Source organism: Sporosarcina oncorhynchi, from assembly GCF_033304615.1.
GTDB classification, from domain to species: domain Bacteria; phylum Bacillota; class Bacilli; order Bacillales_A; family Planococcaceae; genus Sporosarcina; species Sporosarcina oncorhynchi.
This window is the reverse complement of sequence record NZ_CP129118.1, coordinates 1,383,584-1,410,561: the sequence shown is the minus strand read 5'-3', so window position 1 is coordinate 1,410,561 and position 26,978 is coordinate 1,383,584. Positions and strand designations below refer to the sequence as shown.

Below are 26,978 nucleotides of genomic sequence, written 5' to 3'. Positions count from 1 at the left end.
TGCACTCAGGAGTAGCTTTCTGTCAGATGACTAAGGGAATCCTTACAGCCAAGGGATTCCTTTCTAAACTCAGTCAAAAGCGTACTTTCTCCGTCAACGAATTTTACTATGTTACTTTGGATTATAGGTAAAAGCGGACCAACTGTCAATCCATCGAGTTAACGAAGTCGTTTGGTGTCACTCCGTGCATGCCAATCATCGGATCAATTCCTAAGATTGTATCCATTGTCAACCGGTAATCTCTTGTGATTTCCCGTTCTTCCCCGTTCGCAACAACCTCAGTAGTATTCACTTCAGACTTTGCCACAGTCGTCTCTTCTAAGGCACTGTCCCCTTCATCGACCATTTCGGTAATGAGATCTTTTCGCAAACGCTCTTTCAAAGTCGTCTGACGTTCCAATTCATCTGTGCGGTTAATACCGATTTTGAACTCCTCGGGCTCTCCACACAGGATAAGGAAGTCCTTTGCCCGTGTAATGCCGGTATACAGCAAATTTCTGCGAAGCATTTTACGATAGCCACGCACAACAGGCATGATGACAATCGGAAATTCACTTCCTTGTGATTTATGGATAGAGCAACAGTAGGCGAGTGTAATCTGTTTCAAATCATTCCGTTCGTACTCCACTTCTATACCGTCATAGGAAACGATGAGCAGCTCTTTTTTATCAACGGTTTCTTTTGCTTTAATGATGGAAATAACTTCCCCCATATCACCATTGAACACATTGCTCTCGGGTTGATTGACAAGTTGCAAAACTTTGTCACCGATTCGGTAGACGACTTCTCCGAATACAACTTCTTTTCGGTCAGGACCAGGGGGATTGACCATCTGCTGAATCATTTTGTTCAATCCATCGATGCCTGCTGGCCCTTTATACATCGGAGCGAGCACTTGGATATTTTTGATGGAATGACCTTTTGACAATGCGTTTTTCAAAATCTTCTCGACAGCTACGAGAATTTGATCGCCATTCGCCTTTATAAACGAACGGTCCCCTGTTTTCTGTGTAATATCACCTGTCATCGTAGAATTCTTAATCATATGAGCCATCTCGATTATGGTTGAACCTTCGCTTTGCCGATAAATTTCTGTCAGTTCAACAACAGGGATCTTGCCAGAGTCCAGCATATCTCTCAATACTTGCCCTGGGCCAACTGGTGGCAACTGATCCTGATCGCCTACAAAAAGAATCTGGATGTCATTATCCAACGCTTTCAATAATTGATGCGCAAGCCATGTATCGACCATCGACATTTCATCGATAATGATGAGCCTTCCTTCCACTTCCTTGCCGGTTGCATCCTCTTTCTCTTGACCGTTGAAACCAAGCAACCGATGAATTGTCATGGCAGGTAAACCTGTCGATTCTGACATCCTTTTGGCGGCCCTGCCTGTAGGAGCCGCAAGAACAATTGGAAACGTTTCCTCTTTTTGCGCGTACACTTTCGGATCCAATGACAAGCCATGCAATTCTGCATACACTTCCACTAGTCCACGTATGACGGTTGTTTTCCCTGTTCCGGGCCCGCCTGTCAAAATCATGACTGGAGAATGAAGGGCTTTTTCAATCGCCGCTACTTGCGTTTCAGCATAACTGACTTCAAGACGCTCCTCCGCTTCACCAATAGCTTTTCGAATTTCAGAAACTGGAAATGTATCCGATAAATCGTTTTCCAATAAACGTTCCAACTTGCTGGCAATGCCGATTTCAGAGAAGTATAAGGAAGGGATATATAATTTACGCCCTTCTCCAGATAGTCTTCCTTCTTCCACCAGCTCGATTACTGCCCGCGAGATATCTTGGAACGATACTTCTTCATTTTGGCTCGCTTCTAATAAGCCTTTCACTTCAGGCAAAATTCTATCTGCTTCCAAATAGACATGACCTGATGATTGAACTGCCTGATTTAACGTATGTAAGATGGCTGCTTTCACTCTGGACGGATGCTTCCCTGTAATCCCAAGTTGCCTGCCAAGTTCGTCGGCTCGCTGAAACCCGATTCCTTCGATATCTTCGATCAGTCTGAATGGGTTTTCCCTCAAAAGCTCTAGTACCTCTTCACGGTATGTCTGGTAAATGCGCATAGACAACTGAGGTCCGAATCCCCATTCGTTCAATTGCACCATACTCCGTTCCAGTCCGAGGTTTTCCTGAAGGACGGTGACGAGTGTATCTTTCTTATCTTCAGAAAGCCTAGGGACAAGATCGAGTACAGAACGGTCTGCCAAAATCTTTTTAATGGCATCTTTGCCTAATTTCTTGACGATGGTATCAGCAGTTTTGCGGCCAATGCCGGGAAACAGGTCGCCGGAAAGATAGTGGACGATACCTGTTTCTGTTTCGGGCATTTCCTTTGTAAATGTATGCACATCAAATTGCTTGCCATATGTTGCATGATTGACAAGTCTTCCGGTTAGCCGATAATCTTCTTCATTCGCAAGTGGCGGGAAGCTGCCTTTAATAACGATTTCCTTGTCCTCATATCCGCTGTTCGTTTTTGTTATTTTCATCTTAACGATTGAAAACAGATTGTCAGGATTATGAAAAATCGTCACGACCGGTCTTCCGACGATAAAAACCGCCTCGTCACTCGCAGCTTGTCCAGTATGCTGTGTCATTCAGTTCACCGCCTAGCATATATACTTAGGAAGACTGTTCGCCCAACTTGATCATATCGTAAATATACCGCGCTTGTGTATGCTCGGGTTCAAGTGTATACGCCTTTTCCAAGTGATGGAGCGCATCGTCTTTGCGGTCAGTCGATACCGCATACAAAACACCCATATTATAATGGGCATCGGCATGATCCGGGTCATTTAACAGAATAAAAGAGAATTCCTGGCCAGCTTCTTTAAACAGTTCCATTTCTGCTAGTAGAATACCGTAGGATAAACGGATCTCCAAATCTGTCGGCGCCAACTCTGCAGCACGTTGCATATAAGGCAACGCCAACTTACTTGTTCCTGAGTGGTTAAGGCTTTTTGCAAGCATGAAATAAGCATCCGCTTCGTCAAGACCTGTTCGGATCGCTTTTTCATATAATTTTGCAGCTTCTTCAAATCGTTCGTTCGAAAAATAGAGATTCGCTAATCCATAAAAAGCTGATCCAGCCTTTTCGTCTAACGTAATGGCTTTTTGGAAAAATCGTTCAGCTCTTTCAGAATCTCCCGCAGATGCAAATACGTTTCCAAGATTAATATAACCAACTGGATTTTCCGGTTCCTCTTCAGCAGCTTTCATGAATGCCTCTATTGCTTTTTCAAAATTCCCGTCTTGAAGGGCTTTAATGCCAATTTCATTGTGTTCCATTTAATTCGCCTCTCATCCTACATACTCTAGTTGAATACCATTTTTAATGACCTTATCAATTGTTCCGCCACCAAGACATTCTTCGCCGTCGTAAAAGACAACTGCTTGTCCAGGTGTGATCGCTCGTACCGGTTGCGCAAATATAACATCCGCCGTCCCGTCTTCATTCAGTGTGACCTTCACTTCAGTATCAGGTTGGCGATAACGGAATTTGGCTGTACATGAGAATTCCGAAGGGAGCTTTCTTGCAGTCGCAAAGCTAAGGTCAATGGCCGTCAGACTGTCAGAATACAAGGCATCGTGATGGAAACCTTGACCTACGAGTAGATTATTATCTTTCAGGTCTTTACCGATGACAAACCATGGATCACCCGCTCCACCGATCCCGAGTCCGTGACGTTGACCGATCGTATAATACATGAGCCCGTCATGCTTGCCTACCGTTTGGCCATCCATCGTTTTCATATGCCCCGGCTGCGCAGGTAAGTACTGACCGAGAAATTCCTTGAAGTTTCTCTCACCGATAAAGCAAATACCAGTAGAATCCTTCTTCTTCGCCGTCGTCAAACCAGCTTGTTCAGCCATTTTACGAACTTCCGACTTGTCGAGTCTCCCAATCGGGAACATGACTTTCTGTAGTTGTTCTTGTGTTAATTGATTAAGGAAGTAGGTCTGATCCTTATTTTCATCTTTTCCTCTTAGCATTGCAACGCCATCATCTGTTTCGACGACTTGTGCATAATGGCCTGTCGCCAGGAAATCTGCTCCTAGACTCATCGCGTGATCCAAGAATGCCTTGAATTTTATTTCCTTGTTGCACATGACATCTGGATTCGGTGTTCTTCCCGCCTTATATTCTTCGAGGAAATACGTAAATACTTTATCCCAATATTGCTGTTCGAAATTGACTGCATAATAGGGGATGCCTATATCATTACAGACGCTGATTACGTCCTCATAATCTTCTGTTGCCGTACATACGCCAAATTCGTCTGTGTCATCCCAGTTTTTCATGAAGATGCCGATAACATCATATCCCTGTTCTTTCAGAAGTAAAGCAGCGACAGATGAATCGACGCCGCCTGACATACCGACGACTACGCGTGTATCTGCAATCGGTTTAGTTGTTGTTCTCATTAGAATTCATCCTTTTTAATTTCATTTCACGAGTCTGTCAATAATTTCTGCGGTCGTCAATGCTGCTTGTTTCACATTGTCTTCTTCCAGTCCAAGACCGAAACTAAAACGGACGGAATTCCGCAGTTTGGTGGAATCCTTACCATACATCGCCGACAAAACATGCGAAGGTTCGAGTGATCCTGCAGTGCATGCAGAGCCGCTCGACACGGCAATTCCAGCCATATCCATATTCACAAGTAACGATTCGATATCTGTACCTGGAAAACTGATATTCACAACATGAGGCAGTGTGTCCGCATCATTAGCATTCACTTCGTAAGAAATGTTTTGGGCATCAAATACCGAACGTAAAATCTGTCTGAACCTGACGTATTTCTCACCATTACCTACCATTTCAGCTTTAGCGATCGTAACCGCTTCTGCAAAACTTGCAATGGCCGGGACATTTTCTGTTCCAGCGCGACGTTTCCGCTCCTGCTCCCCTCCGTAGGAAAGAGGGGTCGTTTGAACACCTTTACGTTGGTAAAGAAAACCAACACCTTTTGGTCCGTTTAATTTATGCGCGGAGGTACTTAACAGGTCTACTTGAAGCTCGTTCACGTCGAGGTCAACGATTCCAAAAGCTTGAACGGCATCTGAATGAAAAACCGCCTGATGCCCTATTAGTAGTTCTCCAATTTCTTTGATTGGCTGAACCGTGCCCACTTCGTTATTTCCATACATGATTGTGACCAATATGGTTTTTTCCGTCAACGCCTCAGCTACTTGACGGGCTGTAATTCTACCGTTTTCATCAACAGGAAGATAGGTGACTTGAAAACCGTTCTTTTCCAGCTCTTTGCAAGCATGTAGTACTGCATGATGCTCTATTGTCGTCGTAATAATATGATTCCCTTTTTCCTTCATATTGCTGGCGGTTCCAAACACCGCAATATTATCCGCTTCCGTACCACCCGATGTAAAAATGATTTCTGTCGGGTCGGCATTGATGGCTGCGGCAATTGTCTTACGGGCATCATCAATCAGTTTTCTGGAGGTGCGACCGAAAGAATGTATGCTCGACGGGTTTCCAAATACTGTATCCATCACATCTTTGTATACTTTACTCACTTTTGGATGAATCGGCGTCGTCGCTGCATGATCCAAATAGATAAATTCCATACGATGAACTCCTAACGTTTGTTCAAATATAAAACATGTATCCATCCGGTTCGTCGGATAAATCGGATGTCACGAGATCTTCTATTGTAGTTGTGTCGAGGACATTGCGTATTGCATCACCGATCCGGTTCCACAGTTCTTTTTGTGGTACATCCGCTTGATCAATCCCATCGACAATTTGGATGGGGCCTTCCAGTAATCGGATAACATCACCTGCTGTAATTTCTGCTGGTGGTTTGGACAATTTATATCCTCCATAAGCGCCCCGCACACTTGTGATAATCCCACTGTTACGCAAAGCCGGGATCAGTTGTTCCAAATAGGCTTCCGGAAGATTTTTTTCATCTGCAATTTTACGCAGTGCTAGCGGACCTTCCCCATACTTCTTACCGAGTTCAACGATAATCGTCAAACCGTAGCGTCCTTTAGTTGAAATTCTCATTACTAACCAGCGTCCTTTTCATTAAGTACAAAATAGTATAGCATAACTGATGGCTAGCTTCCTGCAAATGACTTCCAAACGAACCTTGTGTATAATGGTGGAACAGATGTGCGGGGAGTGATGATTTTGCATAACGAACCATTGGCTTTCAGAATGAGACCAAGACATATAGATGAAATTGCTGGACAACAACATATAATCGGCAAAGATACTGCATTATACAGGATGATTACACGAGGGCATGTCCCTTCCATGCTGCTTTACGGTGAACCAGGAATCGGAAAGACCTCGCTTGCTTATGCGATAGCAGGTACAAGTGATTTACCTTTCATAGCACTGAATGCAACAGTTTCAGGAAAAAAAGATGTCGAGGATGTCGTTGCGGAGAGCAGAATAACCGGGAAAGTGATTCTTTTTCTCGATGAAATACACCGGTTCAATAAATTGCAGCAAGATACGTTGCTGCCACATGTTGAAAAAGGGTCCATCGTTTTAATCGGAGCAACAACTGAAAATCCGTTCCATGACGTTAATCCAGCGATTCGCTCACGTTGCGGGGAAATCCTTCAACTGAAAAGATTGGAGCAAGTCGATCTTATTCAACTTCTTCACAGGGCTTTAGAAGACAAGGAACGCGGACTCGGAAAAACGGATATACATATTTCAGAAGATCAGATTGAGAAAATCGCATCTGGTGTGAACGGTGATGCGCGAAAAGCGCTCACACTTCTCGAATCGATTGTCTCTGCAAGTGACGAGGAAGATGGATCCGTCATTATTGAAGATTGGTTAATTGATAATTTGATAGGCAGAATCGGACTCGTAGGCGATAAAAAAGGCTCACATCATTATAATCTGCTGTCCGCTTTACAGAAATCTGTTCGCGGAAGTGATGTGAATGCTGCCATTTTCTATTTGGCTAATCTTCTGGAGACAGGTGACCTCATCGCCGTGAACCGTCGTTTGCTCGTCATGGCGTATGAAGATATCGGATTGGCAGCGCCTGAAGTCGGTCCGCATGTGCTCGCGGCAACTGATGCAGCGATTCGACTCGGAATGCCTGAAGCGCGAATTCCATTAGCAAATGCTGTTATTGAAATGTGCCTTGCATCTAAATCGAATTCTGCTTACAAAGCTGTCGATGCTGCAATTAGTGCCATCAATGCAGGGAAAACAGGAGATATCCCCCTTCATTTAAGAGATACGCATTATGCAGGATCTGCTGAACTTGGACACGAAGGCTATCAATATCCACACGCCACACCGATAGGATCATTTGGCGGATGGGTAAATCAACAATATCTTCCGGATAAAATCAAGGACATGGAATTTTTTGAACCGGTACTTGCAGGTGAAGAAAAGAAGCTTGCCGGCATTTACGAACGGTTGAAAGAATTCCGCAAAAAGAAATAGGCATTGAAACTAACTCGTTCAGTTTTCTAGTTCAAAAATGAAATCAAACAACTAAAAATGAACCCCAATCGTATTTGGATTGGGGCTCTTCGTTTCGTCTGTTTATCCAACTCTAGGGTGAAAACAATCGCTCGTAGACCATTCAACTAAGTGTAGACTACTCTAACAACCGCACCCATATCTAGAATAGTGTTAAACACGTTGATTTGCGTTCGTGCCTTACGCGTTCCGGAGGGCGCGGCTTGAGCCACGTGAACAACGAAGAGTTCGCTTAGCCGTATTTCTGTGCACTTTAGAAATTTAGGCATCATTGCAGGTTCTCAAGGCAGGAATAAAGAGATGCTCGAAAAGACTAACGTTTTGTTTCGCAAAAGCCGTTCTTCTTTACGGCTTTCGCTAATCCTCCCGGAGTCGACAGCTTGCACTCCAATCAACTAAGAGCGAAGTACCAAACAATCGCATCCTTATATGGAATAGTGGTTGGTACCCGTTGATCTGCGCTGCAGCCGGACGCGTTCTGGAGGGCGGGCGGTGAACCACACCCCTTCGCTTCGAAGGGTGTTTCACCTGTCAAAAGCAAAGATGTGCTCCTTCTCGCTACGCTTCACTCGCAAAAGCCGCTCTTCGTAACGTCTCTCGCTGATCCTCCCAGAGTCGCCGGCTTCCGCTCCGATCAACTAAAAGTGTAGTATCAAGCAGTGGCCCCCCTGAGAGTTGAACAATCACAGTTATTAAAATCCTATTGGGTAATTTCTTTTTGAATTTGTCTTCTGAAAACAATTGTTAGGGCTAATAAAAGAATTGGTGTTAATCCCAGAAAAGAAAAAGGCGGATTAACACTTGCAAAATAAATTGAGATAGGCAAGCTTGCAATAAAAGAAACTAACAAAGCTCTCCACGAACGTTTACTAATAGCGAAGAAAAGCGAAAAGAATAGTAAAACCACTGAAATCGCCATTACTATTGGCAGCAGTATTCCCACTTCAATCACCTCCTAATTTCTTAATCTGGCCCTTTAATGGCACAATGCTTATTCCAGAATTGCCGCCGATTCTACAAAGAGTTAGTAATTCGAAAAGGTTTCCCCTTTTTCTTAAGTTCAAGGTATTATCGTTAATCATGATTATATGGTTGTTTATCCATACAACATCAACTTTGTGCATCCGGTCTTGATAATAAATCCTTTTCTTAAACCAAAGCGGGCCATTTATAATTTCTACCACACTAATAGAGGTAGCCGCTCCGCCGTTCAATGTATAAAAGTCGATGATGATTTTAGAGTTAGGTGATTGTGTTGTTTCAAGGGGTTCCCTCGCATTTGTATTTACGGCTACCCCTAACAAAAAAATTGCAGAAAGCGGGAATGCCTTAGTAGTGTCAGCCAACTTCTCCATCTCGCCCATCTACTGCTTTTGTCTTTAAATCCCATAATAGCCATAATGAAAATAATAACGGTTAGTATCCATAACGCCAAAGCAGGTGGCGCAACTTGCCAAGTACTATCAGACGACGCATATAAAGCTTGTAGCGCTAGCATTAACACAATTAAACATAAAATAAATGCCCCTAAATTATATTTCCTATCCAAATAATTACCTCCCGATTGGCATATTACTTGTTTTAATAAATTTCTTGAACTCTAATTGTTCTATTAATCAAAATAATGGACCGATTATACCGTAACGCTTATGCATTAATCGCTCCCTTTAGTTGAAGATTAAGTATTTATTATTTATTTTTGATACCAACAATAACACGTGATAGTAAAAATTAGCTGCAAGACTTCCGTAAAGTGAATATGGAATAATTCCCCGCCAATCTATATTTTCAGTTAGTAAAATAGGGAAAATAAAACCAACGAATGCACCAACTAACGAATATAAACCTAATCCGACAAAATATCTTTTCCATCTTGAATTACTTTTAGTTTTTCCAATTAGCTTATCAATAAAGATTGAAGCTGGTATTCCTGCAAGGAAATAAACAGGTCCAGCATACAAAACTACAAAAAAGGATGTTTCTAAAAACCCAAAATAATAAACATTAGGTTCTCGTTGAAATCTAGGTGTATAGGAAACCCAAGCAAGTAGGGTTGCAAATAAAACAATGGATAGGAATGCTATTAAAATTCTCTTCATAATTTTGCTTCTCATAATCATCATCTCTCTCCACATAACTCAACAAATTAATTCTTTAATATACTGCACTAACTGCCTCGGTTCCAGGATAACCTTATGCCTAACTCACCTCTAAATGGCAGTTATTTATTACTGTCCATTAATTTTATGCCATTTCAAATCTTCAATTTTAATTACATTGGTATCCTTTGGATATCCATAATAATAAAGTTTTTCTCCATTTTTGTTAAACGCAGTTGGGTACAGGAAGTCTATTTGTTTCATAAAAGGAAACAAGAAAGTAATACGTTCGCCTTTGCTTATTTCCTTTTTTTCTACGTTCGGTTCGACACCAGCTTCTATGTATGCAACTTCTTCATCGTATGAAATTACACTTAACAAAGTTGCTGCACCTTTTTTTGTGGTCACACTAATGCCTCCGACTGTTTGAATAGCATCAGAACTATATGGAATATCAGTGGATACACTGCTGTTGTAAAACGGACCTGACTTTTCGGATAGTACCGTTTGATATATCTCATCCCTATCGCTTTTAAATAAAAAAATGACGGATGAATTTGCATCATTTCGTTCCACCAAACTTGCATCTTTTGAAAGAAAAGAATTACTTTTAGCAGCACTTAACGCAGTAAACCTATATCCATTAATAAAAAATATAAATATAATTACTAATATCAACGGTATAATAAGATTCCATTTCCTCACCTTTAACCCACTCCCAAAGTATGATAATTCTATATTTAAAGAAATGGCTCTATTATTGAAGACAAGACTCCGGAATGAGGCCTGAATTTCTGTAAAGTGTACAAAAATGTAGGTATAGCCAGTTCTTTGTGACTCACTTTGCTCAAGACCCCCCACGCGCGATTTAAAGCGCATAGTTACATTTTTCATCCCGTCTGCTACTCAAGCATAGTTCTACTATTAATACGTTCAGTTAGCATGTAAGGTTTCGCTTTTATGAGGGTTCAGAAACCAATGCATTTGTTTTAACACTCTTACTTCAATCTTTCAGTTACTATACATTAGGTATCCAAAAAATTCGATGCTTATAAAATCCAATAAATATATAAAAGCACCGCTAAATCCGATGCTAATTTGCTTGTTGATTCAACTTTTCGCGACTCAACTGCACGCATTATTCAAAAACAGCACTCCCCTCATTTTTTTCAATGAAGGAAGTGCTATTTATTAGAGAATATAGTTGTCCATCTTCAAAACGAGTTCTGCGATTTCAGGCTTGCTTACTTGATCGTCTGCGCCGACGCTCATCCCTTTATGCTTCAATTCATTAGTAATTAAAGAAGAGAAGATAATGACGGGCAATACGGCAAGATCCTTGTTTTCACGAATACGCTTTGTAAAATGATGGCCATCCATTTGAGGCATTTCGATATCCGTTATGACCAATTGAACTTCTTTAGTTACATTCTTACCTAGTGAAACAAGGTTTTCTAAATAATTTAGTGCATCCTTGCCGTTTTCAAAAAACTCCAAGTTGGCATAACCCGCTTCTGTAAGCGTGTCATTCAACAGTTTGCGCAACAGTGGAGAATCTTCCGCGATTAAAATGCGTTTATCGGATCGTTCACGTGGACCTAGTTTTTTAACCTCTTCTACTCTGATCCCACTATCTGGATTGATTTCAAGAACAATCTTTTCGAAATCAAGTAAAAGAAGCATATCATTTTCACGTTTAATGACGCCAATTACTTGTGATGAGCCGTTAGAATATAGATCGGACGGTTTTTCGATTTGATCCCAGGAAACCCGATGAATCTGTGACACTTCATGAACGTGAAAAACGACTTCCTGTTTGTTGAACGCGGCCACGATGTATTTTCCATCGTTTTTACCCAATGTCTTAGGCAGCCCCATCACTTTTTCCATATCAATGACTGGTAAAACTTCTCCACGCAACTGAATAATTCCTTCTATGGATGGGTGTGCATGAGGAATAAATGTAATTGGTGTCGGTAAAATAATTTCTTTCACTTTAATAACGTTTATGCCATATCGGTTGCCGCCCATTTCAAATTCAACAATTTCAAGTTCATTTGTTCCGCTTTCAAGTAAGATACCGTCTTGTTTATGCATCATTTCATTTCCTTTCCGGAATGCTTTATTGCTCTCTCTCTTTATATCGTCATTTTCTTAATCGAATCAATTGGATTGGTGAGTTTTATTTATCATTTACCCTTTCGATGGGCAAGTCCTTTACAATATCATTCATAACCCAGCTTGCGCAGACGAGTCCTGCTACTGAAGGAACGAAAGCATTTGATGCAGGCGGCATTTTCGCTTTACGGATTTGCGCATCGGGATTACCTACAGAATCGACGACATCTTTTCGGATTACAATGGGGCTTTCGTCAGAAAACACGACAGGTACGCCCTTTTTAATGCCTTCTTTCCGTAATCTCAAACGAATGACCTTAGCGATCGGATCAGTATGAGTTTTCGAAATGTCTGCAATTTGGAAACGTGTAGGATTTAGTTTATTCGCAGCCCCCATGCTTGAAATGATTTTGACACCGCGGGACAGGCATTCTTTGATGAGATGAATTTTGTAGCTAATTGTATCGGAAGCGTCAATGACATAATCAGGTTCATAGCTGAAAAACGTGTCGCTCGTCTCTTCCGTATAGAACATATGAAGCTCAACAACTTCACATTCTGCATTGACGTCTTTGATGCGCTCTTTCATCACTTCGACTTTGGATCGGCCGATTGTTGACAGTGTAGCGACTAGTTGGCGGTTAACGTTTGTAATATCGACGGTATCTTTATCGACCAGGATGATTCTGCCGATGCCACTGCGGGCACATGCTTCTGCAGCGAAAGAACCGACTCCTCCAACACCGAGTATAGCTACTGTTTTATTTTGCATCCGGTGAAGTCCTTCTTTACCGATTGCGAGTTCATTGCGAGAGAATTGATGTAACACTTGAATTCCGCCTTTCTTTCGGTTGAATAATTATAGTAGTTTCAGAGCACAAAAATAAAACCCCTCTGAGCTAGAGGGGTATATGATGTAGTGATATAAGTTTTGTAAAAAAGAACGAATCCCGACTGTGCCGTCCTTTTGTTATCGTTTTGAACCCGCACTCAGCAGGTGGGTGCCCCATCTAATCGTTTTGAAGTCCCCCGGGAGGGCTTTTCATCCAGAGCAGAATAGAAGCTCCCTACGACAATAATGTTGGGTCAAAAATGACTAGCAAAAAACGTACACTTCAGGATTCGTATTACTAGTATCCTATCATACATTATCAAACGAATCAAACATTTCACATCTACAAATTTCGGCACATTTAGAATTGATGCTTGTCCAACCGACTTATTTCGCGTTGATGGAAATGCCTAACTCATTCAATTGAGTAGTATCTACAGTACTTGGAGCTTCCGTCAGCAGGCAACTTGCGCTTGCTGTCTTTGGAAAAGCGATTGTATCGCGTAAATTTGTCGAACCGGATAATAACATGACGATTCTATCGAGTCCGAATGCGATACCGCCGTGAGGAGGTGTTCCGTATTCGAATGCATCGAGCAGGAAGCCAAATTGTTCACGTGCTTCTTCTTCCGTAAAGCCAAGTGCTTTAAACATCTTTTCCTGTATATCACGTTTATAAATACGGAGCGAGCCACCGCCGAGTTCATAGCCATTCAATACAAGATCGTAGGCTTGCGCTTTGACTGCAGTCGGATCCGATTCAAGCTGCTCCACATCCGCTGGCATTGTGAATGGATGGTGTGCTGCGTAGAAGCGTCCTTCCTCTTCGTCGTATTCAAATAACGGCCAATCTGTTACCCATAGGAAATTGAATTTTGTTTCGTCGATCATGCCAAGGTCTTTACCAAGTTTCGAGCGTAACGCACCTAATGCATCGGCAACTACCGACTTCTTATCTGCAACGAATAATAACAAATCGCCATCTTTCGCTTTGAGAGCATGCATGAGAGCTGTTGCATCTTCCCCTTCGAAAAACTTAGCAATCGGACCTTTCAATCCTTCAGCATCCACTTTCAACCAAGCAAGGCCTTTCGCTCCGTGCCGGGCAGCGAACTCGCCAAGTGCGTCAATATCTTTTCGGGAAAAGTTGTCAGCATTCCCTTCGACGTTGATGGCTTTCACTTGTCCGCCAGATTCAACCGCTCCGGCAAACACCTTAAATGAACTGTCTTTGACGAGTTCTGATACGTTCTGTAATTCCATACCGAAACGTGTATCCGGCTTATCAGAACCGAAACGTCCCATCGCTTCATCGTATGGTAACCGTTTGAATGGCGTTTCAATATCGATTCCTTTAACGTCTTTCATCACTTTTTTCATAAGACGTTCATTCAATTCAATAATCTCTTCAATAGACATGAAACTCATTTCCATATCGATTTGAGTGAATTCAGGTTGACGGTCTGCTCGAAGATCTTCATCACGGAAACAGCGGGCAATCTGGTAGTAACGGTCGAAACCGGATACCATCAACATCTGCTTAAATAACTGTGGAGACTGAGGCAAAGCATAAAATTCACCTTCATGCACACGGCTTGGCACGAGATAGTCTCTTGCCCCTTCGGGTGTAGACTTAGTCAGAATTGGTGTTTCCACTTCAAGGAAACCTTCTTCGTCCAAGAAATTGCGGACCGTTTTTGTTACGTCTGAACGCATTTTGAATACACGGGCAAGTTGAGGACGACGTAAGTCCAAGTACCGGTATTTTAATCGTAACTCTTCATTGACGTCCGTATCTTCCTCTATCATAAAAGGTGGGGTCTTTGCTTCGTTAATAATCTCGACTGTGTCGACATGTACTTCAATTGCACCTGTCGCCACTTTATCATTCTTCTGATTATCTTGACGTTCAACAACTTTCCCTTGTACTTCGATGACGTATTCGCTTCTGATTTTCTCTGCGGTTTCCAACGCTATTTTGGAAAGATCGGGATTGAACACTATCTGCACAATTCCTGATCGGTCACGCATATCAACGAAAATCAAACCGCCTAAATCGCGTCTTTTTTGTACCCAGCCTTTTAGTGTGACTGACTTGCCTATCGCTTCCTCAGTTAACTGCCCACAATAATCTGTCCGTTGCATTTCAATCATCAACCTTCCTTATTTCAACTTTTCTTGTACTGTCGTAACGATATTCTGATCTTCCACTTTTTCTTGTGAGCCATCCGCCATATTTTTAAGCTGGACATTTCCTGCTTCTACTTCATCTTCGCCGATGACGATAACTGCTTTCGCATCAAATCGGTCCGCTGACTTCATTTGCGCCTTCATCTTGCGATCCATATAGTCCATATCTGCTCTAATACCTGCGCTGCGTAGTTCATTAAGTAACTTAAAGCCTTTGCGGTGTGCATTTTCTTCTAAAGTGACAATATACACATCGAGTTCAGGATCATTTGCAAATGCAACACCTTCAGCATCCATAGCGAGTAGCAAACGTTCGATGCTCAAACCGTATCCTATGCCCGGTGAAGCAGGACCCCCGATTTCTTCTGCTAACCCATTGTACCGACCACCGCCACACAAAGTTGTTATAGCACCAAAACCGCTAGCTGTACTCATTATTTCAAAAGCCGTGTGGTTATAGTAATCCAGTCCTCTGACGAGATTCGGGTCAAGCTCATAAGTGATTCCGACATCATCTAAATAAGCCTTCACTTGTGCAAAATATGCAGCGGACTCTTCATTCAAAAAATCAGCCAGTGATGGAGCAGACTTCATGAGCGGGTGTTCCCGGTCTACTTTACAATCCAGGATTCTGAGCGGATTCTTGTCAAGACGTGCTTGGCAATCTCCGCAAAGTTCTTCGATGTTCGGTTTAAAGTGTGCGATTAATGCTTCTCTGTGAGCAGTTCTGGATTCCTTATCACCTAAGGAGTTAAGGACGAGTTTAAAATCTTTCAATCCTACGCGCTTATACAGTTCCATGGCAAGTGAAATAACTTCGGCATCGATTGCAGGGTCAGCGCTGCCAATTGCTTCCACACCAAATTGAACAAACTGGCGGTATCTACCCGCTTGTTGGCGTTCATAACGGAACATCGGACCTTGATAATATAACTTGACGGGCTGGTCTGCATATCCGAACATTTTGTTTTCAACGTACGAACGGACGACTGGCGCTGTTCCTTCAGGACGTAATGTCATGGAACGATTGCCGCGATCGGTGAATGTATACATTTCTTTTGTAACGATATCAGTAGTATCACCAACTGTTCGTTGAAACAACTCTGTCTGTTCGAAAATCGGTGTCCGGATTTCTTTGTAGCGGTATTTATCACACACGTCACGGATAATAGACTCGACACGCTGCCACTTCCATGATTCGGACGGCAAAATATCTTGGGTTCCTCTAGGCACTTTAAAATTCATTTGACTACCCCTTCCTGTTTCGCATCTTTCTGATAGAACATAAAAAAGCCCCCATCCCTTGTTTGCACAAGGGACGAGAGCCTATATCAGCTTCCGCGGTTCCACCCAAATTGGTACTTTTAAAGCGTACCCACTCGTATCCGGTTAACGGCCGGTTTCCGTCCATACCTACTGAATGTCAACTAACAGTGTTCAGCATGGAGCCTCGTTGGTGTTATTCACTCTATCCGTCTGTAGGATGGATTTCAGCCACGTCCGTCCCTCTCTTGTCAGCTCGCAATACAGTTACTTTCCACTTCATCAGCAAATTATATAATGTTCAATTACTCATAATCTTACTCATTCAGCTTGAAAGTGTCAACCTTTTAAATAATGATGTGGTTTTTTCCAGCTAAACCTTTTACAATGTAAAATAAGGGAGTGTGATAGTTTGTCAAAAAGTTGCAAATGGATACTGGCTTTCATCCTATTCTTTTCATTCGTTTACGAGTTGCCGCCAATTTCAGCAAAAGGCGAAATGGTCACCATTAATACAAACTCTCTGAATGTCCGTTCTGGACCCGGTCTCACATATGCAGTCACTGGTTCATTGAAATCTGGTGCACGTGCAGAAGTGATTTCCGTATCAGGCGAGTGGCTCGAAATTCAAATGGATTCAGGTACAGGCTGGATTGCATCCTGGCTTGTAAAAAGTGATGAAACCTCACAATCCGTCAATAAAACGGCTGTATCAAAAGTCGATGCTCTCAATATTCGAACTGAGCCGTCCTTAAGTGCGGCTGTCATCAGCAAGATGAATGCTGGAGACAAAGCGATTATTACTGGTCGTAAAGGTGAATGGATAGCCATCACTAGAAACGGGACAGATGGTTGGGTACATACGGACTATATAACCGAAATGTCAGAAACAGTTACTGAAACAGCTGTTAATGAGCGGGAAAATGACAATGCATCTTCGGATAAATTCACGGTAGCAGTCGATGTACTAAATGTTCGTAAAGAACCTGGTCTTTCTTCCAAAGTAATGACACAGATCCGACGAAATGAAACGTACGCTGTTGAAAAAGTCGACGGGAATTGGGTGCGCATAGCATTCGAAAAGGACAAGTCCGGATGGGTGTACACTTTCCACGGAACGATGGGAACAGGCTCCACCTCGTCGTCACAATCGTCAATTGAACCGGCAAAAAAGGTAACGGTGTTAACGAATGGGACGAATATCCGTTCTTCTGCAACAACATCGTCTGAGATTGTAACAAGAGTGAATGCAGGAGAACGATTAGATGTTGTCAATGAAGATGGGGACTGGTTCAAAGTTGCATTACCGTCCGGCGATCAGGCATTCATTGCCAAATGGGTTGTCTCCACAGGGACTGTTGCACAAGTCGACACCCCAACCCAACCGCAGACGAGTTCCCGCAGTAAAGGGACGCTAAAAGGCTTGACGATAGTCGTTGATGCCGGACATGGCGGAAATGACCGCGGTACGACTGGTCTACAAGGGACAGATGAAAAAGTACTCACGTTGATGACGGCCGAGTCACTAGCTGCAAAATTGAAGGCTGCCGGGGCAAATGTCGTTATGACACGAGAGTCAGATACGTATATCTCCTTGCGGAAGCGCGCATCCATCGGTCAACAATCCAATGTGGATGCATTCATCAGTTTGCACTATGATGCCAATCCTGATTCATCCATAACAGGTTTCACGACGTATTATACGCACGGCAACCAAAAAGCGATTGCATCATCTATTAATGAAGGGCTTGCCTCCGCGGTTTCATTGCGTAACCGCGGCGCACAGCCAGCGAACTTCCTCGTATTACGGGAAAATAAAGCGAATGCAATTCTGATTGAACTCGGTTTCCTATCCAATCCGACCGAAGAACGAATGCTGACGACAGAAATGTTCCGCGAGCAGGCAACACACGGAATATATCAAGGATTGCTTGACTATTTCAATGCGAATTAGAAACAGATAAAGAAAACCGCAGCGCCTGTAAAGGGTGCTGCGGTTTTCTTATTTCGACTCGACAATGATTGTAACAGGACCGTCATTCGTCAGTTGTACGTCCATCATCGCTCCGAATATTCCGGTTTCCACATGCAAGCCTTGACTGCGCAATGCTTCATTGAAATAATTCCAAAGCGGTTCCGCCTGCTCTGGTCTTGCAGCTTCGATAAAACTCGGACGGCGCCCTTTTTTCACATCACCATATAACGTGAATTGAGAAACTGACAAAATTGTCCCGCCTACTTCATCGATTGCCTTGTTCATTTTTCCGTCGTCGTCTTCCCATAAACGGAGTCCGGATACTTTTTTAGCAATATAATCAGCATCCTTTTCGGTATCATCATGCGTGACACCGACAAGCAACACATATCCTTTGTCAATAGACCCTGTCGTTTCGCCGTCCACTTTGACGGAAGCATAGCCCGATCGTTGTAAGATCACTCTCACTGCAATCACCTCTTTTGTTAATGAATGATTCGTTGAACGGAGTAGATATCTCGGATTTGTTTAATTCGCTCGACAATCCGGTTCAAATGCGCAATATCCGTTATTTTAATTGTCATATTGATTTTCGCCATCTTATCCTTATCTGCTTTGCCACTAACAGCGATCATAGGCGTTTTCGTCTCCGCTACTACCATCATCACTTCATTCAACAAACCTTGGCGATCAAAAGCGGAAATCTCGATATCGACCTGGAAGTCTTTGCTTTTATTCGCTTCATCCACTGCCCATTCAACATCAATAAGACGTTCATTGTCTTCCGAATCGATATTCGGACAGTCCGAACGGTGGACGGAAACGCCACGCCCTTTTGTAATGAAACCGACAATTTCGTCACCTGGAATAGGATTACAGCATTTAGACAGTCTAATAAGCAGATTTTCCAATCCTTTAACAATGACACCTGATTCCGTCGTCTTAATCGGTTGGGGCGCTTTCATATCTGAAACGATTTTATCAATTGTATCTTTCTGTTCACGGACTTTTCTAAGCTTTTCAGCGAGACGGTTAACAACTTGTTGTGCGGTGATGCCATTTGAACCGACTGCCGCATACATGTCCTCTTCGGATGTAAAGCTGAACTTATCGATCACCCGTTGGATGTTATCATTCGTCAGTACATCTTTCACATCATATTCCTGTAGACGGATTTCCTTTTCTACCATTTCGGCGCCTTTATCAATGTTCTCGTCACGCAACTGTTTTTTGAAATAATGCCGGATTTTATTTCTCGCTTGTGATGTGTTGGCGATTTTTAGCCAGTCGCGGCTTGGCCCGAATGATTGCTTCGACGTCAGAACTTCCACAATATCCCCAGTAAACAACTCCGTATCTAAAGGAACCATTTTCCCGTTCACTTTAGCACCAATTGTACGGTTTCCGACTTCCGAGTGAACACGGTATGCAAAGTCAATCGGAACGGATCCTTGCGGGATTTCAATGACATCACCGTCTGGCGTAAAGACATAAACCATGTCAGAAAACAGATCGAATTTCAGTGACTCCATGAATTCTTCCGCATTCGAAGATTCGTTCTGGAACTCAAGGATTTCCCTAAACCATTTTAGTTTGGAATCAATATTATCCGGTTTTTCAGATACGGTTTTTCCTTCCTTATAAGCCCAGTGCGCTGCAACCCCGTATTCAGCAATTCTATGCATTTCTTCCGTCCTGATCTGCACTTCCAGCGGATCACCCGCAGGACCGACAACAGTTGTATGGATCGATTGATAGAGATTCTGTTTAGGCATGGCAATATAATCCTTAAATCGACCGGGCATAGGCTTCCAAAGGGTATGGATGATTCCGAGAACGGCGTAACAATCCTTAATGCTTTTCACGACGATTCGGATGGCAAGCAGATCATATATTTCATTGAATTCCTTATTTTGCAGAACCATTTTACGGTAAATTGAATACAAATGCTTTGGACGTCCGTTAATATCGGCTTCCAAATCTACTTCTTCAATTTCATTTCGGATGAGTTCCATGACGTTGGATAAATACTTCTCACGTTCATCGCGTTTTCTCTTCATCAAGTTCACGATTCGGTAATATTGTTGTGGATTCAAATAACGTAGTGCAGTGTCTTCCAATTCCCACTTAATCGTAGAGATTCCGAGCCGATGAGCAAGTGGTGCGAAAATATCCAACGTCTCAGCCGATACCCTCTTCTGCTTTTCTTCGGAAACATGTTTCAATGTCCGCATATTATGCAAGCGGTCAGCGAGCTTAATGAGAATGACACGGATATCTCTCGCCATCGCAATAAACATCTTGCGGTGGTTCTCTGCCTGTTTTTCCTCGTTCGATCTGAATTTCAGCTTTTCCAACTTAGTCACACCATCGACAAGCATTGCTACTTCCTCACCGAAATCGCGTATGATATCTTCCCTGGACACAGCAGTGTCTTCCACGACATCGTGGAGGAATCCGGCAGCGACTGTCGAAGGATCCATCTGTAATTCCGCCAAGATGCCCGCAACTTGGACGGGATGCAGAATATAAGGTTCTCCAGAACTTCTGAATTGCCCTTCATGAGATGTCTTTGCCGCATTATATGCCTTCTTGACGAACGCGACATGCTCTTCATTCATATAGGATCCAATCAGCTCAAATAGTTCTTCGACTGTCATGTCACGATTTTTCGCCATTTTATAACTCCTTTCGACCATTTCCGCAAAAAATTAAAGATAATTCTATTGTATGTATAAATGACACGTAATGTAAAGCCCTTATACCAAAAAGGCCCTCCGCATCGAAGCGGAGGACCTTCCTATCAGTAAGTCATAAGTGATTGAATCTTATAGCCTTTCAACTTTTCGCGCCCATCCAAATAGGATAGTTCGATCAAAAATGCACAGCCAGCAACAATTCCACCCAATTTCTCGACAAGTTCGACAGTCGCCTCAACTGTACCGCCAGTAGCAAGTAGGTCATCTACAATAAGTACGCGTTGGCCAGGTTTAATAGCATCGCGGTGAATCGTCAATGAATCTTTTCCGTATTCGAGATCATACTCTACTGCAATTGTTTCCCTTGGAAGTTTGCCGGGTTTACGGACTGGTGCAAAACCGACTTCGAGAGCGTAAGCGACAGGACACCCTATGATGAAACCTCTCGCTTCCGGACCGACGATGATGTCCGTTCCGACTTCTTTTGCGAATTCGACAATTTTATCGGTCGCATATTTGTAGGCTTCCCCATTATCCATAATCGTCGTTATATCTTTGAAACTGATTCCTTTTTTAGGGTAATCCGGTACGATGGTTACAAAGCTTTTCAAATCCATAATTGTTCCTCCCTGATGACCACTTGTTCACAAACGTCATCAAACCATTTTTTAAGTTCCTTATAAGAAGCATAGACAAGCATTTTTTCTAATTCAATCTGGCGCTCTCTTTTCTGATAAGCGGCGGATTCAGTTAACTGTTTCTTGTCAGCGTCTTCCAAAATAATTGCAAGACCATTCTCTATCTTAACAAATCCGAGCTCAGAAAACACCTTTGTCATGAAATATATCGTGTCTATTTTCCAACCTTTATGTTTTGAAAGCTCTTGCACCTGATTCGCGAGGTCAAATGTACCCCGTTTTTTCAGAAAGCTGTAATACCATCCGAAATGTTCACGGCTTGGTACACCTTCAAAATATTTGGATTCTGGTATATAAAAATGTGCGTAGATCCGTTTAGGGTTTGTTGATTTGATCAGTTCCTGCAATTGTTCCTCATCTTCAGGAACGTCCAACAATACAATATAATCCATTTTCGGTATTTCGCTATTTCCGAATTGGTGGATAGCAGCGCCCTTTAGCAAAGGTGTGAAATGTGCAATCGTAGATTCTTGGAAAGCGACAATAGCGGTACCTTTTGCCGGTACAATTGACATCCATCTGCCAGGCTCATTAATTCCCCGTAAATCGAACAATTGTCTCTGATCGGACAGCAAATCTTCTAGTAGCATCTGCGGTTTTTTTCTACCATTCCATTCGTTCACTTGCAAATCGCCAGTAATGGATAGTATAGCACCTGGACTGATCGCATCAGCGAGTTCTCCATCACCAAATCCGATAACATCCAATGTATCAGTCCCATCGGATAATTCCATTTTCAAATGATTTTTGGCTGCACCGATTTTTCGAATGGATGAGGAAGATAAATTCTCGATTAGAAAGACCGGTTTTTCAAAAGACATGCCGAACGGTCTTAGAAGCTCCAATCCTTCAAGAACTGTAACATCGATTTCTCCGATTGTAAGCGGCACATCGATTTGCAGTTGTGGTATGAGCATGTCTTCTGTCAATACATCTTTTGCTTGGGAATTCAGCCTAGTTCTAAGCGCCACGATATCCAATACAGAAAGTGACATGCCTGCAGCCATTTCGTGTCCACCGAAATGTGGAAGGATATCGGCATTTTTTGAAAGCTCTTTAAACAAATCAAATCCTGCAATACTTCTGCCTGAGCCTTTTGCAATCCCTGTTTCATTATCAACACATAGAACTATGGATGGTCGGTAATATTTCTCCGTCAACCTGGAAGAGACGATTCCAACTACACCAGGATTCCACCCTTCCCCTCCGATGACGAGTACATCGGGAATGTCATCCCCATACATATCGACTACGGCCTGTTCAGCTTCTTCAGCTATACCTTTTACAATGCCCTGCCGCTCTTTGTTCAACGCATCCAATTGTTCTGCAAGCATCATCGCTTCTGCATGATTTTCAGATTTCAATAAACGAACCGCATCGTCTGCACTCCCAAGTCGTCCTGGCGCGTTGAGTCTAGGACCAATTGTAAAGCCGAGGGATTCCTCAGTCATACTGTTCTGTTCAGTTCCGCTAACTTTTGCAAGCGCTTGAATGCCGGGTCTTTTAGACATACGCATCCGTCTAATTCCTTCTTTTACGATGAAACGATTTTCATCTTGTAATGGTACAAGATCAGCCACCGTACCAATAGCAGCAATCTCATACAAGTCTTCAGGTACTTCTTCTAGAAGTGCACAGGCCAGTTTGAAAGCTACGCCTACTCCTGCAAGTTCTCCAAAAGGATAGTCCCCTTCCGGATGTCTTGGATGTATGATTGCATATGCATCCGGTAACTTGTCTCCCATTTCATGGTGATCCGTGACAATAACATCCATATTGACCGTGTTTGCATATGCAATCGCTTCCAAACCGGAAACCCCATTGTCAACTGTGATCAGTAAGTTGGTTCCCGATTCATAGAGCTTTTTAAACAAATCAGCATTCGGCCCATAGCCATGTTCAAAACGATTGGGAATAGCAAAGTCGACATTCGCTCCGAGCCGTTCCAATGCAGTTGATAAAACCGTGACACTTGTCACACCATCCGCATCATAATCGCCATAAACCGTTATTTTCTCATTCGATTCAATCGCTCGCTTTATCCGTTCTACACTTTTAGCCATATCGTGCAGCAGATAAGGATCATGCAAACAATCTTTACTCATATGTAAAAACGATTTCACTTCATCCACGTCTTGCAACCCCCTGGATACAAGTATTTTCGCATGGACTGAAGGCAAACCGAGTTCAGTCATTAACAGGTTGACTGCGTCTTCGTCAGGACGGTCAATCGTCCAAATCTTTTTTGACTCTATCAATTTGAATCACTTCCTCTACGTTTCATTATATAGGAGATACCCTATTACTTAAAGGGGCAGAAAGCGAATGCGGGAAAGATCTGCATAAAAGAAAAACACCCCGGCATCAAGGGTGTCTTCTACACATTCATTCAATATTGTCTTTAATAAGTTGCGGTTTTTCAGAATCCCGCATAGCCACGATTTCGTTTTGCTGATCAGCTATCATTAACTCTTTTGCGGTGTTTTCTTTTTGCAAGTCACTGATTCTCCGGTTCATCTTTACCGTTTTGAACATGGCCATGAATCCGCTAATCGCAGCTCCGAGCAATGCGGTGAAAAGGATCACAAGAATTAGTGGCAATTGTGCCGTACCAAATAAATAATTCACTTTCACGGCTTCGACGTTCAAGACAGCGAAAACAGCGATTAAGATTGCGAAAATAATACTTAAGATGATTGCCCATTGTTGTTTCATCGATTAGTCCCCTTTCAATCGAATAAATATATAAAAAAAACAGAGTATACACAAAGTATACCCTGTTCATTGAAAATTTGAAACGTAAAATCATTATACGACTGGTTCGTCTGAACCCCATTGTTTTTTCTCTTTTTCAATCTTCAACCCGCCGGCTTTTGTCAATTCTCTCTTCTTCAAATCAAACCAGATCTGTGCTGAGATGAAGATGGAAGAATACGTACCTGCTAGAAGACCGATTAATAAAGCGACAGAGAACGGACGGATGGCTTCCGCTCCTAGCGCAATCAATGCAACAACGACAAAGATGACAGTCAATACAGTGTTAACAGAACGCCCTAATGTTTGACGTAATGATTTATTCACAATTTCCGCCAAATGGTTTGCATCGTCGATCTTGCCGACTTTCCGCATATTCTCACGAATCCGGTCAAACGTAACAATCGTATCGTTGATGGAATACCCGACAATGGTCAGCACGGCCGCAATGAAGGTGATGTCAACCTCCAGCCTCGTTATACTGAACACTGCTACCATGAAGAATGCATCATGGACGAGACCGATGATGGAAGATACACCCATGCGCCACTCAAAACGGAAGGCGACATAGATGATGATGCCAAGTCCTGCGATAAGTAAAGCTTTGAATGCGTTCTTAACCAATTCTTTACCGACTGTATTGGAAACAGTGGATACGTTCGGATCAGCTCCAAACTTGGCTGAAAGTTCTTTTTTAATGTTATTGACAGTTTCCTGCTTGAATTCATCCTTGTAGCGAACAACACCAATATTGTTCGTATCGCCTGAAATAACGATATCGGATGAAGGTTGACCAAGTTCTTCAAGTGCTGCTGAAACCTCTTCAGTCGTCAAGGACTTATCAGAAAGGATTTCAACTCGGGTTCCACCAGAGAAGTCAATGCCTAGGTTTAATTTGAAGATACCTAGAACAATGATTCCTGAAACAATAAGAACTATGGACAGCGCATAAAATTTCTTCCGTGAATGAACAAAATCAAAACGATCAAATTTCGTTGTCAGATCGAATGTATCGACATTCTCTTCTGGGGCATGCACGCGTTTCTTCGATATTCCGAAAAGGTTCGTTTTCCCGTCAAGGAATCCACTATGCACGAGAAGACCAAGCAACAGACGTGAACCCCATACAGCTGTAAGGAAGCTGACAAGGATACTGATGATGAGCATCGTCGCGAAACCTTTGACGGAGCTTGTCCCGAAGATGAACAGAACTACTGCTGCAAGCAATGTTGTGATGTTCGCATCTAGGATTGCCGTAAATGCAGATTTAGCTCCAACTGTAAACGACGTCTTGACCGATTTTCCGATCCGGAGCTCTTCTTTAATACGCTCATACGTCAAGATGTTGGCATCGACTGCCATACCGACCCCGAGCATCAGCGCTGCAATACCTGGTAGTGTCAATACCCCATTGATGCGTGTAAAGACAAGCAAAATGAGATAAATATAAACGGACAAAGTGATGACCGCTACAAAACCAGGGACACGGTAATAGATCAGCATAAAAATGAGTATTAATGATATACCGACAATCCCTGCAATAATTGTTTTATCCAATGCTTGAGCGCCGAATTGCGCACCAACAGAAGTTGAATAAATCTCTTCCAAATGAACTGGGAGTGCACCTGCATTTAAAATTCCAGCCAAATCTTTTGTTTCGTCAACTGAAAAACTACCTGATATTTCAACATTGGAAGAATTGATAGTTTGTCGAACAGAAGGTGCTGAAATGAATTTCTGTTCCGATTCCGGCTTCATACGCTCTTCGCGATACGAGTCGACACCTTCTTCAAAGTCCATCCAGATGACCATGACGTTTTCCGGCATTTTCGAAATTTCGGAAGTGACTTTACCGAATTTGTCAGGGTCTTTCATTTCAAGCGTGACAACAGGATTGCCGTTCTGTCCGAAGTTTGCTTTCGCTTTTCCTTCTTTTAGATCATCTCCGTCAAGCATCAGATTGTCATCTGCATCACGGAACGTTAGATTTGCCTGTGTAGACAAAAGTTCACGAGCGGATTCCTGATCTTCGACACCGGCTAGCTGAACACGGATTCGGTTGTTTGATTCAACAGTGATAACCGGTTCATTGACACCGAGTACGTCGACACGCTTGACGAGTGCGCCTGCAGTATCGCTTACTACTTCTTCATTAATAACCTTTTCCTCTTTGCCCTTAAGCGGCAGTACTTCATACAGAACTTCAAATCCGCCTTGCAAATCCAGTCCAAGTCGTACGTCTTTTATGATTGGTTTGGATGTAGTGCTTACTAACGACCCTAACATGACGAGCAGTAGTAAAAACGCTATAATCCGGCTTCTTTTCTTCATCAATTAGTTCCCCCTCTGTACAACGAGCGGCAAAGGATTGCTATGTACAGTTTTTAAAAATACAACACTCCAATTATGAGACAGAGACTACCATCTGTCAAATCACTGGGCGCCCAGTATAGCTTGGTTTACATTGAACTCTTCGGCGACAGCAGCAATTGCAATTCATCACTGTTCAAGTCTGAGAACCAGTTAGAGCCTCTTTGCTCTTCAATTTGTGTATACGTCATGAATTCTGCCGATGTCAATCTGAGCACATCATTGACGATTTCATGGATACGCATAGTAGATATATTTTTTTTGCGCCATTTTTTTTTGACACAGTAATCCCAGATTTCCGGATTGGTCACTGTAGGATAGCCATACAGAATAAGTTCATTCCGCTTGCTTTGGATTGCCGGCAGTGCTTGATCGTATAACTTTTCGAATTGAATCTTCACCTTCCCCATTCCTTTCCCGTTCAGTCGTAAACAGACAAACCTGTGCATAGGTTTAGTGTATACGAAATGA

General features: G+C 42.6%; 22 protein-coding genes, 1 other RNA gene and 1 other annotated feature. Of the genes, 2 read left to right on the top strand and 21 right to left on the bottom strand.

Annotated elements, in window-relative coordinates; genetic code table 11:
- Nucleotides 1–145: 145 nt before the first annotated feature.
- From recD2 to cymR, 5 genes are read right to left on the bottom strand one after another with little or no spacing between them, the layout of a single operon-like run.
- Nucleotides 146–2,623: an SF1B family DNA helicase RecD2 gene (recD2, locus tag QWT69_RS06615; RefSeq protein WP_317970187.1), complete on the bottom strand. Its 2,478-nt coding sequence runs from the start codon at nucleotides 2,621–2,623 to the stop codon at nucleotides 146–148.
- A gap of 25 nt (nucleotides 2,624–2,648) precedes the next feature.
- Nucleotides 2,649–3,314 (bottom strand): tetratricopeptide repeat protein, encoded by a 666-nt coding sequence (locus tag QWT69_RS06610; protein ID WP_317970185.1) that lies wholly within the window; start codon nucleotides 3,312–3,314, stop codon nucleotides 2,649–2,651.
- A gap of 12 nt (nucleotides 3,315–3,326) precedes the next feature.
- On the bottom strand, nucleotides 3,327–4,451 hold the full coding sequence (gene mnmA / locus QWT69_RS06605; protein WP_317970183.1) for a tRNA 2-thiouridine(34) synthase MnmA: 1,125 nt from the start codon (nucleotides 4,449–4,451) through the stop codon (nucleotides 3,327–3,329).
- Nucleotides 4,452–4,472: 21 nt separating this feature from the next.
- A complete protein-coding gene (locus QWT69_RS06600) occupies nucleotides 4,473–5,615 on the bottom strand; it encodes a cysteine desulfurase family protein (RefSeq protein WP_317970181.1) in 1,143 nt (380 codons plus the stop codon).
- Between the two features lie 22 nt (nucleotides 5,616–5,637).
- Complete coding sequence (gene cymR / locus QWT69_RS06595) at nucleotides 5,638–6,057, bottom strand: cysteine metabolism transcriptional regulator CymR (RefSeq protein ID WP_317970179.1); 420 nt, start codon at nucleotides 6,055–6,057, stop codon at nucleotides 5,638–5,640.
- Nucleotides 6,058–6,183: 126 nt separating this feature from the next.
- Here cymR and QWT69_RS06590 point away from each other — a divergent pair, with 126 nt between their 5' ends.
- A complete protein-coding gene (locus QWT69_RS06590; protein ID WP_317970177.1) occupies nucleotides 6,184–7,470 on the top strand; it encodes a replication-associated recombination protein A in 1,287 nt (428 codons plus the stop codon).
- Nucleotides 7,471–8,209: 739 nt separating this feature from the next.
- Here the strand turns inward: QWT69_RS06590 and QWT69_RS06585 are convergent.
- The 9 genes from QWT69_RS06585 to hisS all read right to left on the bottom strand — a co-directional run bounded on the left by QWT69_RS06585 (nucleotide 8,210) and on the right by hisS (nucleotide 15,993).
- Complete coding sequence (locus QWT69_RS06585) at nucleotides 8,210–8,452, bottom strand: hypothetical protein (protein ID WP_317970175.1); 243 nt, start codon at nucleotides 8,450–8,452, stop codon at nucleotides 8,210–8,212.
- A 1-nt stretch (nucleotide 8,453) separates the two neighbouring features.
- On the bottom strand, nucleotides 8,454–8,864 hold the full coding sequence (locus tag QWT69_RS06580; RefSeq protein ID WP_317970173.1) for a DUF5412 family protein: 411 nt from the start codon (nucleotides 8,862–8,864) through the stop codon (nucleotides 8,454–8,456).
- Nucleotides 8,865–9,176: 312 nt separating this feature from the next.
- Nucleotides 9,177–9,608 carry a hypothetical protein gene (locus QWT69_RS06575; RefSeq protein WP_317970171.1) on the bottom strand — a complete coding sequence of 144 codons (432 nt, stop codon included), beginning with the start codon at nucleotides 9,606–9,608 and terminating at the stop codon, nucleotides 9,177–9,179.
- 129 nt (nucleotides 9,609–9,737) lie between these two features.
- The gene (locus QWT69_RS06570) at nucleotides 9,738–10,502 is read right to left on the bottom strand and encodes a hypothetical protein (RefSeq protein WP_317970169.1); all 765 of its coding nucleotides are present in this window, start codon (nucleotides 10,500–10,502) and stop codon (nucleotides 9,738–9,740) included.
- Nucleotides 10,503–10,799: 297 nt separating this feature from the next.
- Nucleotides 10,800–11,708, bottom strand: a complete 909-nt coding sequence (locus QWT69_RS06565; protein WP_317970167.1) for a chemotaxis protein — start codon at nucleotides 11,706–11,708, stop codon at nucleotides 10,800–10,802.
- Nucleotides 11,709–11,790: 82 nt separating this feature from the next.
- Nucleotides 11,791–12,555, bottom strand: a complete 765-nt coding sequence (locus tag QWT69_RS06560; RefSeq protein ID WP_317970165.1) for a tRNA threonylcarbamoyladenosine dehydratase — start codon at nucleotides 12,553–12,555, stop codon at nucleotides 11,791–11,793.
- A 114-nt stretch (nucleotides 12,556–12,669) separates the two neighbouring features.
- Nucleotides 12,670–12,851: non-coding RNA, 6S RNA (ssrS, locus tag QWT69_RS06555), on the bottom strand.
- Nucleotides 12,852–12,945: 94 nt separating this feature from the next.
- Nucleotides 12,946–14,703 carry an aspartate--tRNA ligase gene (gene aspS / locus QWT69_RS06550; protein WP_431312341.1) on the bottom strand — a complete coding sequence of 586 codons (1,758 nt, stop codon included), beginning with the start codon at nucleotides 14,701–14,703 and terminating at the stop codon, nucleotides 12,946–12,948.
- 18 nt (nucleotides 14,704–14,721) lie between these two features.
- Nucleotides 14,722–15,993 carry a histidine--tRNA ligase gene (hisS, locus tag QWT69_RS06545; protein ID WP_317970161.1) on the bottom strand — a complete coding sequence of 424 codons (1,272 nt, stop codon included), beginning with the start codon at nucleotides 15,991–15,993 and terminating at the stop codon, nucleotides 14,722–14,724.
- A 66-nt stretch (nucleotides 15,994–16,059) separates the two neighbouring features.
- Nucleotides 16,060–16,303: a binding site (T-box leader), on the bottom strand.
- Between the two features lie 120 nt (nucleotides 16,304–16,423).
- On the opposite strand from hisS, the gene QWT69_RS06540 reads away from it, so the two are divergent.
- The gene (locus tag QWT69_RS06540; protein WP_317970159.1) at nucleotides 16,424–17,965 is read left to right on the top strand and encodes an N-acetylmuramoyl-L-alanine amidase family protein; all 1,542 of its coding nucleotides are present in this window, start codon (nucleotides 16,424–16,426) and stop codon (nucleotides 17,963–17,965) included.
- Nucleotides 17,966–18,013: 48 nt separating this feature from the next.
- Here QWT69_RS06540 and dtd read toward each other — a convergent pair whose 3' ends face one another.
- The 7 genes from dtd to QWT69_RS06505 form a co-directional block, all read right to left on the bottom strand.
- Entirely contained in the window at nucleotides 18,014–18,454 is a 441-nt protein-coding gene (gene dtd, locus QWT69_RS06535) for a D-aminoacyl-tRNA deacylase (protein WP_317970157.1), read from the bottom strand.
- A gap of 17 nt (nucleotides 18,455–18,471) precedes the next feature.
- Nucleotides 18,472–20,664, bottom strand: a complete 2,193-nt coding sequence (locus QWT69_RS06530; RefSeq protein WP_317970155.1) for a RelA/SpoT family protein — start codon at nucleotides 20,662–20,664, stop codon at nucleotides 18,472–18,474.
- Between the two features lie 125 nt (nucleotides 20,665–20,789).
- Nucleotides 20,790–21,302 (bottom strand): adenine phosphoribosyltransferase, encoded by a 513-nt coding sequence (locus QWT69_RS06525; protein WP_317970153.1) that lies wholly within the window; start codon nucleotides 21,300–21,302, stop codon nucleotides 20,790–20,792.
- Nucleotides 21,293–23,641 (bottom strand): single-stranded-DNA-specific exonuclease RecJ, encoded by a 2,349-nt coding sequence (gene recJ / locus QWT69_RS06520; RefSeq protein ID WP_317970151.1) that lies wholly within the window; start codon nucleotides 23,639–23,641, stop codon nucleotides 21,293–21,295. Before recJ ends, QWT69_RS06525 begins: the two co-directional genes overlap by 10 nt.
- A gap of 127 nt (nucleotides 23,642–23,768) precedes the next feature.
- On the bottom strand, nucleotides 23,769–24,098 hold the full coding sequence (locus tag QWT69_RS06515) for a LapA family protein (protein WP_317970149.1): 330 nt from the start codon (nucleotides 24,096–24,098) through the stop codon (nucleotides 23,769–23,771).
- 93 nt (nucleotides 24,099–24,191) lie between these two features.
- Nucleotides 24,192–26,468 (bottom strand): protein translocase subunit SecDF, encoded by a 2,277-nt coding sequence (gene secDF, locus QWT69_RS06510; RefSeq protein WP_317970147.1) that lies wholly within the window; start codon nucleotides 26,466–26,468, stop codon nucleotides 24,192–24,194.
- Nucleotides 26,469–26,596: 128 nt separating this feature from the next.
- Nucleotides 26,597–26,908, bottom strand: coding sequence for a post-transcriptional regulator (locus QWT69_RS06505; RefSeq protein WP_317970145.1), 312 nt, complete (start codon nucleotides 26,906–26,908; stop codon nucleotides 26,597–26,599).
- Nucleotides 26,909–26,978: the final 70 nt, after the last annotated feature.

What these genes read in the sequence shown, in the direction of transcription:
- recD2 (WP_317970187.1), bottom strand. Translation starts at nt 2,623, where the DNA reads ATGACACAGCATACTGGACAAGCTGCGAGTGACGAGGCGGTTTTTATC.
- QWT69_RS06610 (WP_317970185.1), bottom strand. Translation starts at nt 3,314, where the DNA reads ATGGAACACAATGAAATTGGCATTAAAGCCCTTCAAGACGGGAATTTT.
- mnmA (WP_317970183.1), bottom strand. Translation starts at nt 4,451, where the DNA reads ATGAGAACAACAACTAAACCGATTGCAGATACACGCGTAGTCGTCGGT.
- QWT69_RS06600 (WP_317970181.1), bottom strand. Translation starts at nt 5,615, where the DNA reads ATGGAATTTATCTATTTGGATCATGCAGCGACGACGCCGATTCATCCA.
- cymR (WP_317970179.1), bottom strand. Translation starts at nt 6,057, where the DNA reads ATGAGAATTTCAACTAAAGGACGCTACGGTTTGACGATTATCGTTGAA.
- QWT69_RS06580 (WP_317970173.1), bottom strand. Translation starts at nt 8,864, where the DNA reads ATGGAGAAGTTGGCTGACACTACTAAGGCATTCCCGCTTTCTGCAATT.
- QWT69_RS06575 (WP_317970171.1), bottom strand. Translation starts at nt 9,608, where the DNA reads ATGAAGAGAATTTTAATAGCATTCCTATCCATTGTTTTATTTGCAACC.
- QWT69_RS06570 (WP_317970169.1), bottom strand. Translation starts at nt 10,502, where the DNA reads ATGAAAAATGTAACTATGCGCTTTAAATCGCGCGTGGGGGGTCTTGAG.
- QWT69_RS06565 (WP_317970167.1), bottom strand. Translation starts at nt 11,708, where the DNA reads ATGATGCATAAACAAGACGGTATCTTACTTGAAAGCGGAACAAATGAA.
- aspS (WP_431312341.1), bottom strand. Translation starts at nt 14,703, where the DNA reads ATGCAACGGACAGATTATTGTGGGCAGTTAACTGAGGAAGCGATAGGC.
- hisS (WP_317970161.1), bottom strand. Translation starts at nt 15,993, where the DNA reads ATGAATTTTAAAGTGCCTAGAGGAACCCAAGATATTTTGCCGTCCGAA.
- QWT69_RS06530 (WP_317970155.1), bottom strand. Translation starts at nt 20,664, where the DNA reads ATGGCGAAAAATCGTGACATGACAGTCGAAGAACTATTTGAGCTGATT.
- QWT69_RS06525 (WP_317970153.1), bottom strand. Translation starts at nt 21,302, where the DNA reads ATGGATTTGAAAAGCTTTGTAACCATCGTACCGGATTACCCTAAAAAA.
- QWT69_RS06515 (WP_317970149.1), bottom strand. Translation starts at nt 24,098, where the DNA reads ATGAAACAACAATGGGCAATCATCTTAAGTATTATTTTCGCAATCTTA.
- secDF (WP_317970147.1), bottom strand. Translation starts at nt 26,468, where the DNA reads ATGAAGAAAAGAAGCCGGATTATAGCGTTTTTACTACTGCTCGTCATG.